The sequence below is a fragment of the Streptomyces sp. NBC_00316 genome (assembly GCF_036158715.1).
In the GTDB taxonomy this organism is placed as follows: domain Bacteria; phylum Actinomycetota; class Actinomycetes; order Streptomycetales; family Streptomycetaceae; genus Streptomyces.
On sequence record NZ_CP108023.1, the window covers coordinates 6,291,633 to 6,307,125 of the forward strand.

General features: G+C 69.5%; 13 protein-coding genes. 6 read left to right on the forward strand and 7 right to left on the reverse strand.

The annotated features are described in order from the left end of the window. Nucleotides 1–46 precede the first annotated feature (46 nt). The 5 genes from OG878_RS27995 to OG878_RS28015 all read right to left on the reverse strand — a co-directional run bounded on the left by OG878_RS27995 (nt 47) and on the right by OG878_RS28015 (nt 4,323). Entirely contained in the window at nt 47–1,696 is a 1,650-nt protein-coding gene (locus OG878_RS27995; RefSeq protein ID WP_328889335.1) for a multicopper oxidase family protein, read from the reverse strand. Nucleotides 1,697–1,758: 62 nt separating this feature from the next. Beyond that, nucleotides 1,759–2,292 (reverse strand): hypothetical protein, encoded by a 534-nt coding sequence (locus tag OG878_RS28000; protein WP_328889336.1) that lies wholly within the window; start codon nt 2,290–2,292, stop codon nt 1,759–1,761. A gap of 74 nt (nt 2,293–2,366) precedes the next feature. Next, nucleotides 2,367–2,792 (reverse strand): CBS domain-containing protein, encoded by a 426-nt coding sequence (locus OG878_RS28005; protein WP_328889337.1) that lies wholly within the window; start codon nt 2,790–2,792, stop codon nt 2,367–2,369. 143 nt (nt 2,793–2,935) lie between these two features. Then, nucleotides 2,936–3,649 (reverse strand): DUF305 domain-containing protein, encoded by a 714-nt coding sequence (locus OG878_RS28010; RefSeq protein ID WP_328889338.1) that lies wholly within the window; start codon nt 3,647–3,649, stop codon nt 2,936–2,938. Beyond that, entirely contained in the window at nt 3,646–4,323 is a 678-nt protein-coding gene (locus tag OG878_RS28015; protein WP_328889339.1) for a DUF3105 domain-containing protein, read from the reverse strand. Before OG878_RS28015 ends, OG878_RS28010 begins: the two co-directional genes overlap by 4 nt. Nucleotides 4,324–4,567: 244 nt before the next feature. Here OG878_RS28015 and glnA point away from each other — a divergent pair, with 244 nt between their 5' ends. After that, nucleotides 4,568–5,929 (forward strand): type I glutamate--ammonia ligase, encoded by a 1,362-nt coding sequence (glnA, locus tag OG878_RS28020; RefSeq protein WP_328889340.1) that lies wholly within the window; start codon nt 4,568–4,570, stop codon nt 5,927–5,929. A gap of 330 nt (nt 5,930–6,259) precedes the next feature. Here the strand turns inward: glnA and OG878_RS28030 are convergent, their stop codons facing one another. Together OG878_RS28030 and OG878_RS28035 are read right to left on the reverse strand one after the other, a co-directional pair. Continuing rightward, complete coding sequence (locus OG878_RS28030; protein ID WP_328889341.1) at nt 6,260–6,544, reverse strand: hypothetical protein; 285 nt, start codon at nt 6,542–6,544, stop codon at nt 6,260–6,262. Next, on the reverse strand, nt 6,541–10,398 hold the full coding sequence (locus tag OG878_RS28035; RefSeq protein WP_328889342.1) for a polymorphic toxin-type HINT domain-containing protein: 3,858 nt from the start codon (nt 10,396–10,398) through the stop codon (nt 6,541–6,543). Before OG878_RS28035 ends, OG878_RS28030 begins: the two co-directional genes overlap by 4 nt. Before the next feature lie 387 nt (nt 10,399–10,785). Here OG878_RS28035 and OG878_RS28040 point away from each other — a divergent pair, with 387 nt between their 5' ends. The 5 genes from OG878_RS28040 (at nt 10,786) to OG878_RS28060 (ending at nt 15,408) form a co-directional block, all read left to right on the forward strand. Continuing rightward, the gene (locus OG878_RS28040) at nt 10,786–11,292 is read left to right on the forward strand and encodes a hypothetical protein (RefSeq protein ID WP_328889343.1); all 507 of its coding nucleotides are present in this window, start codon (nt 10,786–10,788) and stop codon (nt 11,290–11,292) included. Between the two features lie 71 nt (nt 11,293–11,363). Beyond that, a complete protein-coding gene (locus tag OG878_RS28045; protein ID WP_328889344.1) occupies nt 11,364–13,574 on the forward strand; it encodes a S1 family peptidase in 2,211 nt (736 codons plus the stop codon). 310 nt (nt 13,575–13,884) lie between these two features. Further along, nucleotides 13,885–14,520 (forward strand): maleylpyruvate isomerase N-terminal domain-containing protein, encoded by a 636-nt coding sequence (locus OG878_RS28050; RefSeq protein WP_328889345.1) that lies wholly within the window; start codon nt 13,885–13,887, stop codon nt 14,518–14,520. A 407-nt stretch (nt 14,521–14,927) separates the two neighbouring features. After that, nucleotides 14,928–15,179 carry a DUF6400 family protein gene (locus OG878_RS28055; RefSeq protein ID WP_328889346.1) on the forward strand — a complete coding sequence of 84 codons (252 nt, stop codon included), beginning with the start codon at nt 14,928–14,930 and terminating at the stop codon, nt 15,177–15,179. Further along, complete coding sequence (locus OG878_RS28060; RefSeq protein WP_328889347.1) at nt 15,163–15,408, forward strand: hypothetical protein; 246 nt, start codon at nt 15,163–15,165, stop codon at nt 15,406–15,408. The genes OG878_RS28055 and OG878_RS28060 overlap by 17 nt, the downstream gene beginning before the upstream one ends. Nucleotides 15,409–15,493 lie beyond the last annotated feature (85 nt).

Below are 15,493 nucleotides of genomic sequence, written 5' to 3' on the forward strand. Positions count from 1 at the left end.
GCTGCCGCGGTGTGCACACCCCTTGCCGAGGCCCGCCAGGACCGGGTCAGCGGCGGTAGCCGATGACCGTCATCATGTTCATGTTCGAGTGGTAGACGTTGTGGCAGTGGAGCATCCACAGCCCCGGGTTGTCCGCGTCGAACTCCACGGCCACCGAGCTGTTGGGCAGGACGACCGCGGTGTCCTTGCGCGCCCCGGGAGCCCGGTCCAGCACCGAACGCGGTCCCGCGCCTCCGGCGAGCGCGAAGGTGTGCCCGTGCAGGTGGACCGGGTGCCACATCTCCGTGATGTTGTAGAACTCCAGCCGAACCCGCTCGCCCGCCTCGACCGGATGGCGATGAGCGGGGTCGTACATCGTGTGGTCGAAGGCCCAGTCGAACAACCTCATGCCGCCGGTCAGCTTGATCCGGATCGTCCGGTCGGGCGTGCGGGCGGCCAGCGCCACGGCCTTGTCCGCCTTCAGCTCGAAGGCCGACACCAGCTGCCCGTCCAGCTCCTTCGGCCGTACGGAGGCCGCGGGTGCCGCGCCACCGCCGGTACGGAGCAGGGCCAGCGCCGACATGTTCCTCCCCTCGGCGAGTGCGGTCAGCGGGAACACCCCGTTCCCCGCGGTGACCAGCACGTCGTACCGCTCACCCATGCCCAGCAGCAGCGAGTCCGTCGTGGTGTGCTGGACCGGGAAGCCGTCCGCGTGCGTGATGGTCATCCGGTGGCCGCCGAGCGCGACGCGGAAGGGGGTGTCGCCGCCCGCGTTGACGATGCGCAACCGGATCCGGTCGCCGGGCTTCGCCGTGAACGTGGTCGGGGCCTTCGGGATGCGGCCGTTGATCAGGTAGTACGGGTACGCGACGTCGCTCGCGGCCCCGCCGAGCAGCCTGCTCCTGGCGTCCATCAGTACCCGCGAGGGGCCGGTCCCGGACTTGTCGTCGGACCCGTGATCCATGTCCTCCGTGTCGTGGTCCATGGCGCCCATGCCCTTGCTGAGCTCGTTGAGCACCCCATCCGGCGTGGAACCCTCCACCCCGTCGAGCCAGTCGTCGAGCAGGACGACCCACTCCTTGTCGTACGACAGGGGCTCCTTCGGGTCCTCGACGATCAGTGGCGCGTACAGGCCACGGTCCTGCTGGACGCCCTGGTGCGGGTGGAACCAGTACGTTCCCGACTGCTTCACCGTGAAGCGGTACGCGAACTCCGCGCCCGGTTTGATGCCCGGCTGGGTCAGGCCGGGAACGCCGTCCATGTTGTTCCGCACATGCAGGCCGTGCCAGTGCAGGGTGGTCGGCTGCGGCAGGTGGTTGGCGAGCGTGACCGCCAGGGTGTCGCCCGCGGTGATCCGGACCTCCTTGCCGGGCAGCCGGTCACCGTACGCCCAGGAGGGCACGGTGAGACCGCCGCCCAGATCGAGACGGGCCGGGGTGGCGGTGAGCTGGACGTTCCGTACGGGCCCCGAGCCCCGCTTGGCCTCGACCGCCGCGACCTCCTCGCCGTCGGGCGAAACGTACTCTCCGTGACTCTTCGCCGGGGACGACGCCTTCCGGGTCGCGCCGTCGTGGGCCGTATCGTCATGGTTCATCGCGCCTTGGTTCCCGGCGGATCTGGCCTCGTCCGTCCTGCTGGAGCAGGCGGTCAGAACTTTCGTTCCGGCCAAGGCGATTCCGGCGCCGAGCACGGCGCGTCGAGTGTGCTGAGTGTGCATGACTGGCTACACCTCATGGTGTCGTCGGTGTGCTGAGGGAGGGATGCGGAGCGAGCCGCTCCCTATATCCGCAGCACCGACGACCTGGCGAGCACAGTCATTCCGGATGGGCGAGGGGGCCACAGGGCCCGCGACAGCGCAGAGCGGGCCGCCTGCCGGAGACGATCCGTGGGCCGGAGCGCCATCAGCCAGGCGGCGAGGACGACACCCCAGGTCCCCAGCACGGCGAGGCAGGTCGCCATGAGGTCCATGCCGCCGCCCATCGCCGCAGGCAGGACGGAGGCGAGCTCGGGTGCGGCCTCCGACGGGGCCGCCGACAGCTCCGTTGCCTCGGGCGCCTCGGGCACCGAGCTCGTCACGCGAGCCGCATCGGGCCCATGCGCCGTCACGCGAGCACCATCGGCACCATCCGTCGCATGGGCCATGCGAGTTCCGTCGGCCGCATCCGCCCCATGGGCCCGCTGGCCCACCGTCACCACGGCGTCATGGCCGTGGTGTTCGGACGGATGCCCCAGGGTGTGCATGGTGAAGATCCCGAACAGCAGCGCGGTGAACAGCAACAGCTGTCCGTATGTCGCACTGCTCTTCGGGCCCATGCTCAGCACACTACCCCCGCCGGGTATACCCCGCACGGCGGCCCGGCACCCCGTCGTCCCGGGCCGCCGGTCGGTCAGCTGGTGGCGTAGACCTTCTCGACCCAGAGCGCGATCTGGTCCTCGGAGAGGTGCTGTGCCAGATCCGCCTCGCTGATCATGCCGATCAGCTTCTTGTTCTCGACCACCGGAAGCCGGCGGATCCGATGGCTCTGCATTTCCTCCAGAACCTGGTCCAGCCCCGCGCCGGCGTCGATCCAGCGGGGAGTCCCCTGGGCGAGATCACCCGCGGTCACCCTCGACGGATCGTGGCCCAACGCCACGCAGCCGAGCACGATGTCGCGGTCCGTGAGGATGCCGATCATCCGGTCCTGTTCGCCGCTGGCCGAGATGGGCAGGGCGCCCACGTTGTGTTCGCGCATCAGCTGGGCGGCCCGGTCGAGCGTCTCGTGCGCCGGGATCCACTGGGCCCCGGTGTGCATGATGTCCTTGGCAGTGGTCATGGGGATTCCTCCTGGTGCCGGTGGGCATACCGTGACAACCCCGATAGAACCCATCGTCATAGGGCCGTTCGGGTTACGCGACCGCAACCACCCATTCGGGTGCATCCCCCCGGCATGACAGGCGCCGGGGGATGCACCCGTGACTACCTGGGCCGGGCCCCGCGTGCCGCCAGCATCTGCGCCATCGCGTCCAGCTCGGACTGCTGAGCCTCGACCATGCCCTGGGCCAGCCGCCGCTCCGCGTTCACCGTGCAGAGCCGGGCGCAGCCGCGCGCCATGGCGACACCGCCCCTGTGGTGGTCGGTCATCAGCTGGAGGTAGAGGATCTCGGCCTGCTTGCCGTCGGCCTTCCTCAGCCGGTCGAGCTCGGTCCGGGTGGCCATACCGGGCATCAGCGCCCCGTCATGCGCGGTGAAGCCACTGCCCGACCCTGCCGTCGTGTCATCCATGCCGGCCATGTCGTGACCGCCGTGGGCCGTCATCCACGCCATCGGCTCCTGCCCGGGGACCACCTTCGGCAGCTCCCACAGGTCCAGCCAGCCGAGCAGCATGCCCCGCTGGTTGGCCTGCGTATTGGCGATGTCGTACGCGAAACGCCGCACCTCCTCGTCCTGCGTGCGGTCACGCACGAGGAAGGACATCTCCACGGCCTGCTGATGGTGGACCGCCATGTCACGGGCGAACCCGGCGTCGGCCGAATCCGCGGCGGGTGCCCAGGCCACCGCCGACGCGGCTCCGGACTGCTTCCCGTCCGCCGTGTCGCCCCGGGCCACCGTGACCGTCGCCGCCCCCGCGAGGAGCAGCGCGAGCGCGACGGCGGAACCCGCTGCCCACTGGGTGCGGCGCACAGCGGTCACTGGGCCCCCTGCCCGCCCGTGCACGAGGCACCCGGCTCGGGAGTCTGCGCGCCCTGCACGAACTTGGCGAAGAACTGGTCCACCCGCCGGTCGTCCGCGCTGTCCACAGTGACCTGGTTGCCCCAGGCGCTCAGCACGATCGTGCCGGCCTGGTCCTGGTACGGGCTCATCAGCGAGTACGGCGTCCTGCCGACCCGGTCCGCGAGCTTGGCCACGTCGGCGTCCGAGGCCTTGTCCGTGTAGGTCACCCAGACCGACCCGTGCTCCAGCGAGTGCACGGCGCTCATGTCGGGGATCGCCTTCTTGTACACCTCGCCGTCGCAGTTCATCCAGACCGGGTTGTGGTCACCGCCGACCGGGGGCTTCATCGGGTACGTCACGGTCGTGGTGACGTGGTTGCGGGTCAGCTTCTTCGCGTCCCACGTCTTCAGCCCCTTGATCGGCTCGGCGGCCAGCTTCTCCTTGTCCGCAGCGGCCGCCTTCGCGTCCTGTACCGCGGCGGTCTCCTTCTTGTCCGCGGCCTCGGACTTCTCCAGCAGCATGTAGGTACCGAAACCGACCAGACCTGCGACGACGGCGACGCTCAGGCCTATGGCCAGGACGACGTTGCGGCGGTCCCGGGCACGATCGGCCTTGCGCATCTGTTCTATGCGGGTCCTGCGGTCGAGGCTCATGTCGTCGGGTCCTTCTGCGAAGAGGCGGGGAGGGGCAGGAACACGTCAGTAAACCGGCACACACCGGGCAGTTGCGAAGCCGCTCCGCCCCATGGGCACCATGGGCGCAGATCGTAGTGGGTGGCCGAGTGCTCCATGTCACGTCGAGTGCGTAATCTGGGTGAAATCCCGGGTCGTGATACTGGTGTCTGTCCCCTACCCCGGGCGGTGGTGCACAGACCGTCTGAACTGCAAGGATGTGGCTATGGACAAGCAGCAGGAATTCGTCCTCAGGACACTCGAGGAGCGCGACATCCGCTTCGTGCGCCTGTGGTTCACCGACGTGCTCGGCTTCCTCAAGTCGGTTGCCGTGGCCCCTGCCGAGCTGGAGCAGGCGTTCGACGAGGGCATCGGCTTCGACGGTTCGGCCATCGAGGGCTTCGCCCGGGTGTACGAGTCCGACATGATCGCCAAGCCGGACCCCGGCACCTTCCAGATCCTGCCCTGGCGCGCAGAGGCCCCCGGCACCGCGCGCATGTTCTGTGACATCCTGATGCCCGACGGCTCGCCGTCCTTCGCCGACCCGCGCTATGTCCTCAAGCGCATCCTCGCCAAGACCTCCGACCTGGGTTTCACCTTCTACACCCACCCGGAGATCGAGTTCTTCCTGCTGAAGGACAAGCCGGTCGACGGCAGCCGCCCCACCCCCGCCGACAGTTCCGGCTACTTCGACCACACCCCGCAGAACGTCGGCATGGACTTCCGCCGCCAGGCGATCACCATGCTCGAATCCATGGGCATCTCGGTCGAGTTCAGCCACCACGAGGGCGCCCCCGGCCAGCAGGAGATCGACCTGCGGTACGCCGACGCGCTCTCCACCGCCGACAACATCATGACCTTCCGTCTCGTCATGAAGCAGGTCGCGCTGGAGCAGGGTGTGCAGGCGACGTTCATGCCGAAGCCGTTCTCGAACTACCCCGGCTCCGGCATGCACACCCACCTCTCGCTCTTCGAGGGCGACCGCAACGCGTTCTACGAGTCGGGTGCCGAGTACCAGCTCTCCAAGGTCGGCCGCTCCTTCATCGCGGGCCTGCTCAAGCACGCCGCGGAGATCTCCGCCGTGACGAACCAGTGGGTCAACTCGTACAAGCGCATCTGGGGCGGCTCCGCCCGTGCCGCGGGCGCCGGCGGCGAGGCCCCCTCGTACATCTGCTGGGGCCACAACAACCGCTCCGCCCTGATCCGCGTCCCGATGTACAAGCCCGGCAAGACCGGCTCGGCCCGCGTCGAGGTCCGCTCCATCGACTCCGGCGCCAACCCCTACCTGACGTACGCGGTCCTGCTCGCCGCGGGCCTCAAGGGCATCGAGGAGGGGTACGAACTCCCGGCCGGCGCCGACGACGACGTCTGGGCGCTGTCCGACGCCGAGCGCCGCGCGATGGGCATCGAGCCGCTGCCGCAGAACCTGGGCGAGGCGATCGCGCTGATGGAGAAGAGCGAACTGGTCGCCGAGACGCTCGGTGAGCATGTCTTCGACTTCTTCCTGCGCAACAAGAAGCAGGAGTGGGAGGAGTACCGCAGCGAGGTCACGGCCTTCGAGCTGAAGGCCCTGCTGCCGGTGCTGTAAAGACTGTTCAGCGCTGTTTGAGCGAACGGTAAGGGTTCTTAGGGCCGACGGCTTCGCGCCGTCGGCCCTAAGCCGTTTCACCCGCCCCGGGCCGCTTGTGGGCCGTCCGGTGCTGCATCGGCGGCTCCGTACATGCTGTCCACGGCCCTCCGGGTACGGCCGTCGCCGCTCGGCATGAGGTGCGTGCAGACCCGCAGCGTGAACCCTGGATCGCTGTGCCCGAGGTGCTGGCTCAGAGCCTCGATGTTCTCGGCCGTACCGATCCACCGGGTGAGCGAAGCGGCCCGCCAAGGAAGAACTACGGCGGGCCGCTTCAGTCGTACCGCCGTGCTACCAGCCCATGTCCTTGGCCACCGCTTCTTGTGCCTCGGCGATCTCTTCCTCGGTCGACGCCGTGATGTCTACATCACATGCCCACTCGAACCGGCCCAGCAGGTCGGCGAGCGCCTGCTTCTGCGCCGGGTGCGTGATCGGTACAGCGTCCAGATCAGTACTCATCAGCCAGTCGAACAGCACGACGGCATCCGCGCGCCACAGACGGACATTGACGGTCGGCACGGATTCGTATGAGTCCTCGGCCTTCACGAGAGATTGTCCTTCCAGGTCAAAGATCACGGAATCGGTATGTGCCAGTACTGGTCGGCCGGCTTGATGGTCTGGCCGGTCATTGGATTGATGAACTGGCCGGCCTCGTTCGCGTAGGTGATGTACCCGTTGGGATACAGATACTTTCCGCTGGTGACCGGATCCATGACGCGCACATACCTGACGCTCTTGTGGAGTCCGTTAGCCGTGGTCTCGGCTGCCTTGATCTCGTAGAACCAGCCCTTCAGGGTGTTGGCCGTCGCGATGGCCTTGCGTCCCTTGGGAAGCCACAGGGTCTCCCCCTGGGGTCCGAGGACATTGCCGATGAGACACCGGCTGTTGTGGACCAGCACCGGGGTGTCGCCCGCCAGCACATAGTACGAGTGCAGGCCCTCGACGGTGAGGTTGTAGGTCCGCGCGTGCTGACGGAAGAACCGGGTGGCCGACACGGTGACGGTGTCGCCGCCGTCCGTCCGCAGCGTCATGCCCGTCTCGAGGTCGGCCGCCTCGACCCACCGCTTCTCGGATGCCGACCAGAAGGGATGCTCCTCCGTGGCCGTCAACTTCTCCTCGCCGTGGGGCGTGGCGAGAGTGAGTTCAGCGAAGTACTTGTCGTCCTGGGTGACGATCAGGTCCGTGACCGTGTGCGGCCCCGTCTCCTGAGTGACCGGGTCCGTTGCCCGTACCTGGTCCCCGACCTGGACGGACTCGATGTTCTTCGTCGAGCCGTCGGCCATGAGGACCTTCGTGCCCGGGAGGAAGCACTCGGCGCATTTCTGGGCCATACGCGCGGCCCGGCTGCTGTCGATCGCTCCCTCGACGCCCTCGACGCCCTTCTTGAGGAGCTTGAGCTTGCCGACGGGCAGGAAGCTCATCGCCGCCAGGGCGCACTGGCCCAGGGCCGGATTCTCGATGCACTTCTTGGCATCGTTGAGGCCCAGGATCTCCCAGGCGATCTCCTTCATCGTCGGGTCGATCGTGGGGAACACCAGTTCCTGACCGGCCAGGGCGCAGGGCGGGAGGCTGTCCCGGTTCATCGGGATGTAGCACTTGGGCTCGCTCTCCCGCTCCTTCTGGCGCCGTTCCGCGGCGAGGCGATGCGCTTCGGCCTCCTCCGCCTCACGCTTCTCCACCACGTCCTTCCACGCAGCGGAAGCATCCTTGCTCGCCTCCTCGGAGCTCTTGCCCGCGGCGATCGCATCGGCGTGGGCCCGGTCGCTCGCCTCCTTCGCCTCGTACGCCGACGTGCGCGCGTAGTCGGCGGAGAACTCGGCCTGGGCGGCCGACTCCTCGGCGGCGACGGCGTCCTGGTTGGCCCGGTTCGCTGCGGCGCGTGCGGTGGTCGCGGACGTCTTGGCCTGCTGGGCACTGGTCTCGGCCCGGTCGGCGGCCGCGTCGGCGTCGTCCGCGTAGCCCTTGGCCTGCGTGGCGCTGGCCTCCGCGTCCTTCCTGGCCTGCTCGGCCTGCTCCGAGGCGTTCTGCGCCAGGAAGGAGGCCTGCGCGGCCAGCGCGCTGTTCTTGCGGGCCTCGGCGGCGATCTCCTGGCCCTCGGCGATGAGCCGCTGGACCTGCGCGATGTGCGTGTCGGCGAGCCCGTCCTTGCGGGCGGCCATGTACTGGCCCGCCTGGACGAACTTGTGCACCTCGTCGGCAGGTCCGGCCAGGGCGATCTTGGCCGCAGACCTGACCTCGGGGCCGCCGTCGTTGAACAGCGCGGTGGTGGTCACCCGCTCGTCCGCCTGCTGGGCGGCGTACTGCCCCTTGTTGAGAAAGTCGAGCAGCGCCGTGGTGCTGCCGTCCGTCAGGGCCTTCTTGGCGTCCTCCTTGACACCGGGGCCGCCGTCGTTGGCGAGCTTTGTGACGGCGACGCGGTAGTCGGCGTTGGCGGCCTCGTGCTGGCCGGTGGTGTAGAAGTCCAGGATCTGCTGGTCGGTGCCGTTGAGCACCGCCGTCGCGGCGGTGCGCACGGCCTCGTATGGGCTGTCGGAGGCGAGATCGGAAACCTGCTGACGTGTCTCGTCCGCGATCGCCTTGTCGCCTCCGGTCCGCAGGTACGCGATCACGTCGGCGTCGGTGCCCGAAAGGGCCTCGGCGGCAGCGTCCTTGCGCCAGGAGCCGAAGTACTCCATCGACCGCAACGCCACCGCGCGCCCCTTGACGGCGATCGCGGCCTGGTCGGCGTCGGGCTGGTCGGCCTCGGCGGCCAGGGCCTTGGTGTCGTCCACGATCGACTGGCCCTCGACCACCGTCCGGGAGACCTCGACGGTGAAGGTGTCGGCCGTGGCCTTCTGCGTCATGGCGGCCTCGACGCCCGCGTTGGTGCGGGTGTCGAGGTCCTCGGTCTCGGTCTCCCGAGCGAGGTCGAAGGTCTTCTGCGCGGTCGCCACCGCCGCGGTGGCGGTGTCCGCCGCGGTCTTGGCGGCAGCGGCCTGCTTGGCCGCCTCGGCTGCCTGGTCGGCTGCCTCGCCGGCGTGTTTGGCCGCGTCTTCGGCTGCGTCGGCGGCGTTGTCGGCGTGCGTGGCGGCCGAGTTGGCGGCGTCCCGCGCCTCGTTGGCGGCGGTCGCCGACTTGCGGGCCAGTGCCTCGGCGGCGTTGGCGGCGCGGTTGGCCTCGTTGGCGTGGCGGCGGGTCTCCGCGGCGGCGGCCCGGGCTTCGGCGGAGGAACCCCCGGCGGCAGCTGCGTAGTCGGCGGCCTGGTCGGCGGCGTCGGCCGCCTTGTTGGCGTTGCCGGTCGCGCTGCGGGAGGCGGCGGCGGCGTCTGCGGCGGCCAGCGAGGCCTTGCCGGCCTGCTCGGCGGCCTTGGCCGACTTCCTGGCGAGCTCGCCCGCCTCGCGGGCTTCGGCGGCCCGGTCCAGGGCGTCTTGGGCCTTGTTCTTGTCCTGGCCGGCGGCGTATGCCGCGTTCGAGGCGCGGCCGGCGGCTTCGGCCGCCGCGGCGGCCGCGTTCGCGGTCTGCGCTGCGGCCAGCGCTGCGCGGCGGGCGGAGCGGTTGGCCGCGTTGGCGGCGCCGATCGCCTGCTGCGAGGCTTCGGCGGCTGCGCGGGCTGCGTCGGCGGCCTGCTTGGCCTTCACCGACGCACGGTTGGCGTCGTCCTTCGCGGCTTCCGTCTCCTTGGCCGCTTTCTCCGCGGCTTCTTGGGCGAGTGCCGCGGCGGCGATGGCCTTCGCGGACGCCTCCTCCGCCTCGTCGGTTGCTTCCTCGGCCTGCTTGCCGGCCTTCTCCGCCTGTGCGGTCAGCTGCGCGATCGTGGCGTATTCCTGGTCACGGTTGCGCGCGACGAACTGACCGACCTCGAGGAACTCGACGATGTCGTCAGGGGTTCCCTGCAGGGCGAGCTTGGCGGCGGCCTTCATATTGACGCCGCCGGAGCTGTAGAGCTTGGTGACCTCGACCCGGTCGTCGGTCTGCTGCGCCTTGAACTGGTCGGTCTCCAGGAACTGCTTGACGTCCGCGGGGGTGCCCTGCAACGCCGCCTTGCCCGCGTCCTGCACGCCGGGACCGCCGTAGTTCACGACGGAGGTGGCCTCCACCCGCAGGTCCTGCTCGTGCGGGGCCATCCAGCCCGTGTCCAAGAAGGCCTCGATGTCGGAAGGCGTGCCCGCGAGCGCATTCTTCGCTGCCTCCCGCACCGCCGGACCACCGGCATTCACCACACGGGAGAGATCCACCCGGTCATCGATCTGCTCGATGGCGGGTGCGTCCGTGAGGAACTGGCGGATGTCGTCGTCCGTGCCCAGGAGCGCCTTCTCGGCCGCCTCCTTGATGCCGGTACCGCCGTTGAGCCAGTAGCCCACCACCAAGCCGCGGTTCGCTGTCGGTGCGGGGTCCTCCGCGGTCGCGGGGGTGATGCCCAGGAGAGTTGCTGTCAGCGTGGCGGACAGCACGGTCGCACAAGCGACCCGGACTCCCCGCCCACTCGACGACCCGCCTCTTCGAGCTTTGTACATTCGCCCCATGCGTATGGAGCGCGCCGGTCGATTCACCTAACGGTCCTTCGGTAACCAATCGCCACTCAGCCCTGAAATACCCCTATAGAGAAGGACACATTTGAGTATGTCCGTTTCCTGCGGAATCGCGGGAGAGTGGATGCGAAAGCGAAATCTTGGCGAGTCAATCATAATTGACGCACCGTCAGAACTTGACGTTCCCGCAGGTAGCTAGCGATGCGGGAGCGCGATGGCAGGGATGTTACATGTGCTTTACTTTAGCCAACCCTGGTGATTGCCTAGCGATCACATTTGCTCCACATGTCATTCCACTGTGAGGAATCCATGGCGATAACCCCTGCCCGGAAGACCCTTCTGGGCGGTCTCACCGCTGCCCTCGTGCTGGGCCTCGGCGCCACCGCGCTAGCCCTCTCGCAGTCGGCGCCCGCCGTCGCCGCTGCCGACGTGCCGGGCCTGGTCGAGGACTTCAACTACCCCGGCGCCGCCAAGGTGTTGCAGGACCGCGGGGTCACCCTCAAGCGCGGTGACGGGCACATCTGGCTCACCGATGCCACCGCCCTCAACGAGTGCAGCGATGTCTCGAGCATCGCGATCGAGTCCCGCAAGGGCGTCTTCTGCTTCAAGACCAATGCCAAGTCCGGCTACCTGACGCTGGAACTGCCCGACACCTTCAGCATCTGGACCCAGGACCACCCGGTGAAGGCCACGCTGACCGCGGAAGGCGAGCCGGACGCCGTCGTCAACGCCCCCGCCAACGACCTCACGCCGGTCGGCGAGGCGGGCGACACCGGCGTCCGTTCGGTTCTTGTCGAGATCCGCGTCACCGGCTGACCCTGCCGGACAAGTACCACTTCTGCGTGCGCCTGTCAGCGCGCACCACTGACCCACCAGGGAACATCAACGTGTCTCACATACGCCCCCGCGTCGCGCTGACGAGCACCCTGCTCGCCGCCGGCGTCGTGTCCGGTGTGCTTACCGGCACCTCCGCGCAGGCCGTCACCGGCGGCACGGCCGCCACCGACACCACGTACGGCTACACCGCACGCCTCGTCATCGGTGACACCGACCGCGGCTGCTCCGGCACGCTCGTCGACACCGAGTGGCTGCTGACGGCGGCAAGTTGCTTCGCCGATTCCGCGGGCGCCGCCGTGTCGGCCGGTGTGCCGAAGCTGAAGACGACCGCGACCATCGGCCGCTCCACCGACCTGGCCGGCAGCGGGGGTGCGGTGCGTCAGGTCGTGGCGATCGTTCCGCGCACCGACCGTGATGTGGTGTTGGCCCGCCTGAACAGGCCGGTCACCAATGTCACGCCGATCGCCCTCGCGACCACCGCGCCCGCCGCGGGTGAGGAGCTGAAGTTCGCAGGCTTCGGGCGTACGAAGACCGAGTGGGCCCCGATGAACCTGCACACCGGCGCCTACACGGTGGACTCCGCGGACGCCACCACAGCCGCTGTCACCGGCAAGGCCGACCAGGCGGCGTGCGCAGGTGACGCGGGTGGTCCCGTGATCCGCGGCACGGGCACCTCGGCCACCCTCGTCGGGCTCAGCGCCCAGTCCTACCAGGCCGGCTGCTTCGGTATCGACGCGACCGAGACCCGTACGGGCGGTGTCGCCGCGCGCGTGGACGACCTGGCTTCCTGGGTGGACTCCAAGGTCGCTGCGCCGCGCATCACCGACTTCAACTGCGACGGCGTCGAGGACATCGCCGTCTCCGATCCCAAGGGTGTCGTCGGCGGCAACGCCGGCGCGGGTCTCGTCCGGGTTGTGTACGGCGGCGGCAAGGGCACCGCCGAGATCAACCAGGACCTCGACTGGGTCTCCGGTGGCTCCGAGGCCGGCGACTCGTTCGGCGAATCCCTCGCCACCGTCGACTACGACGAGGACGGCTGCACCGACCTGGTCGTCGCCACCCCCGCCGACGACATCGGCACCGTCGCCGACGCCGGCATGGTCGACATCCTGCACGGCGCCCCCGGTGGCATCGGCACGGGCACGAAGAAGGACACCCACTTCGAGCAGGGTGCCGGCACCGGTGTCATCGCCGCCTCCGCCAGCGAGAGCGGCGACCGCATGGGCCAGGCCCTCGCCGCCGGCACCACCGCCGCCGGCGAGCCGTTCCTGGCGATCGGCGTGCCCGGCGAGTCCGTCGGCACCATTGCCAAGGCGGGCGCGTTCTTCTACCTGCGCGGTACCACCAGCGTCGGAGTCCAGCAGGACTCCACGGGCGTCCCCGGGGGCGCGGAGGCGAACGACGGCTTCGGCGCCGTCATCGCGGCCGACGCCAATCACATCGCCGTTGGCGCCCCCAACGAGGCCATCGGCGCCGACGCGGGGGCCGGCAACCTGGCGGTCTTCGACCACAAGCTCAACGCGGACGGCAAGCCCACCCCGCTGTTCGGCCTCGACCAGGACCTGGACACGGTCTCCGGCGGTGCCGAGGCCGGTGACCTGTTCGGCAAGTCCCTGGCCATGGTCCCGTACCGCCCGTCGGGCGCGGCGGCCGCCACGGAGTCGATCCTCGCGGTCGGCTCTCCTGGGGAGGACCTGGCCATCGACGGCGTGGACAAGGCCGACACCGGCTCCGTCTACACCTTCCGCGTCACCGCTGCGGGCACGTACACCCAGCTCGACACGTACACGACGGGCACCGCCGACGACGACGTGTCCGGCACCGCCGAGGCCGGCGACGGGTTCGGCGCGGCCCTGACCGCAGTGAACACCGCGCCGCGTGCAGTGAGCACCACGGCGACGCTGAAGATGGCTGTCGGCGCCCCGAACGAGGTCGTCGGCACGGCGGCGAAGGCGGGCGCGATCAGCGTCTTCTCGCTCCTGGGCGCGCCCGGTGTCAACGACAAGTGGCTCGAGGCGGGCGACGGCGACGGCATCCCCGGCACCCCCGGTGCCAACCAGCAGGTGGGTGCGAGCATCCACTTCACCGGCACCAAGCTGTACGTCGGCATGCCGTACGGCCCGAGCACCTACGGCGCCCTGCACGCCCTGCCGATGTCCAACGTGACCATCGGCGGCACGACCGCCGTGGTCACCACCTACCAGCCCGGTCAGGGCGGCCTCCCGGCCGCCGGTGTCGACTTCGGCTACCTGGCCCGGTGATCACCGCCACCGTGCACCGGGCCCAGGCTCGCTGACACAGGGGATTGCCCCGAGAACCCGACCGGGTTCTCGGGGCAATCCCATTGGTGGAAGCAGGAGTGGGAGGAGTACCGCTGCGAAGCCGTACCGCCCGCTCCGGGCGCGAAACCGGCGGGTTCCGGGATTCTGAGGGGTGTTCTCGCGGGAACCTGTTGGGGCATCACGTGTTCGTGGTGAAACCGGGAGCGGGTTCCGGGCAGGGTGACTCCTCAAGCGCTGTGTCGCTCAGTTGCCCGGCCCGCATACCGGGCCGGTCGATCATGGGGGTTTGATGAATCTCAAAGACGCGTACCTGGACACCGCAGCTCAGGCAGTGACGTTGCTGGGCGCGCCAGAAGTGGCTGCTTCATGGGCGAAGTCCAGCGCGTTGGCGGAGATGACGGTCGGCGGTCTGGCCGGTCATCTCGCGTACCAGGTCTTCAGCGTGACCTCGGCCCTGCAGGAACCCATCTCGAAGGAGGCGCCGATCCCGCTGCTCGAGCACTACGCCCGTGCCGCGTGGATCGACGCACCGCTTGACGGTGAGGTGAACTCCGGCATTCGGGCGAACGGTGAGGACATCGCCTCCGAGGGTCCACAGGCGCTGCTGGAGCGCGCCCGCGCGACCCTTGCCGAGCAGAAGGCCGCCCTTCCGCCGGTCCGGGGTGACCGGGTCGTCTTCATGCCGCAGACAGGGTGGGCGCTGAGCCTCGACGACTTCCTCGTGACGCGGATGATGGAGCTCGCCGTTCACATGGACGACCTGGCCGTCAGCGTGGGAATCGCGGCTCCGGAGCTCTCGGCCACTGCGTTCGATCCCGTGCTCACGTTGCTGGCCGGACTCGCCGCCCGCCGGCACGGCCAAGCGGCATTGCTGCGCGCCCTGGCCCGGGTCGAGCGGGCGCCGGCTGCGATCAACGCGCTCTGAACCACTCGGGCCCCGGTCGGAGTGCTGGAGAAGTGCTGGGGGCGGGCCGTGCGGACGCCGGCCCGCCCCCAGCCCCTGTGGAGCCGTGCGCACCGCCGTCCCCGGGGCTGCCCGGTGAGCAACGTCGGACGGCGCGGGCGCGGGCGGCGGGCCGTACCCGGGGATGCCCTTGAGGCGGTGCCCCTTGCGGGGCGGGCAGTGAAGTGCGTCACGGTGCAGTGAGTGGGCCGCGTCCGCCGTTCGGGGCTTGGTGCAGGCAACGGCCCGCCCCCGTCGGCCGATCCGCGAGTGCGCCGGCGAGAGGGCGGCGGGGGCGTCGTCCCGGGGCGACTTAGGTCACCCTTCCCCGCCGCTGTCGGTGCCTGGTACAGATGGTGGGGATCTGTCCGCACATCGGAAGTCTCGCCATGAACCAGGACAACACCACCGGCCTCATACCCTTCACGATCGACCTGACCTTCGAGGAAGCCCGGCGACGGGCCGAGGTCGTGGCCGCGCTCGGGCCCGACTGGGACCCGGTGGCCGCCCTCAAGGGCGAGGACGAGGCGTACGCCCTCCTCTACTCGGGCCTGGACGCCGAGCAGCAGCGCACCTACGACCTGCTGGTGGCGGCCGGTGTCCTGTCAGGGGAGGAGCCGGGTCGTGCGGCTTCCCATTGATCCGCAGGCGGACGCCGCCCGTCGCGCCTGGGTGGCCTGCCCCGTCTGCGACGACGCCCGCCATTGTGCGACCTGCGCCGACCGCCGCAACTGCGGTGAGCACTGGCGCTATCTGATCTCCAACAAGGGGCCGGTCATCCACCTTCAGTGCCCGCAGTGCACGCACATGTGGTCGGTGAACACCCGCCCCGGCGCTACCCGCCCCGGCGACGGCGCTCCCTGCTCCTGACGGGCCGGGCCGCCCACCCCGCACGTCCTGCTCCACCACGTGGCAGGACATCGTGCAGTTGCTCCTGCCTCTTCGGACCGGTGCG

Bases quoted from the DNA above. Each gene is read 5' to 3' on its own strand.
- OG878_RS28040 (WP_328889343.1), top strand. From the start codon at position 10,786: ATGGCGATAACCCCTGCCCGGAAGACCCTTCTGGGCGGTCTCACCGCT.
- OG878_RS28050 (WP_328889345.1), top strand. From the start codon at position 13,885: ATGAATCTCAAAGACGCGTACCTGGACACCGCAGCTCAGGCAGTGACG.
- OG878_RS27995 (WP_328889335.1), bottom strand. From the start codon at position 1,696: ATGCACACTCAGCACACTCGACGCGCCGTGCTCGGCGCCGGAATCGCC.
- glnA (WP_328889340.1), top strand. From the start codon at position 4,568: ATGGACAAGCAGCAGGAATTCGTCCTCAGGACACTCGAGGAGCGCGAC.
- OG878_RS28055 (WP_328889346.1), top strand. From the start codon at position 14,928: ATGAACCAGGACAACACCACCGGCCTCATACCCTTCACGATCGACCTG.
- OG878_RS28005 (WP_328889337.1), bottom strand. From the start codon at position 2,792: ATGACCACTGCCAAGGACATCATGCACACCGGGGCCCAGTGGATCCCG.
- OG878_RS28000 (WP_328889336.1), bottom strand. From the start codon at position 2,292: ATGGGCCCGAAGAGCAGTGCGACATACGGACAGCTGTTGCTGTTCACC.
- OG878_RS28015 (WP_328889339.1), bottom strand. From the start codon at position 4,323: ATGAGCCTCGACCGCAGGACCCGCATAGAACAGATGCGCAAGGCCGAT.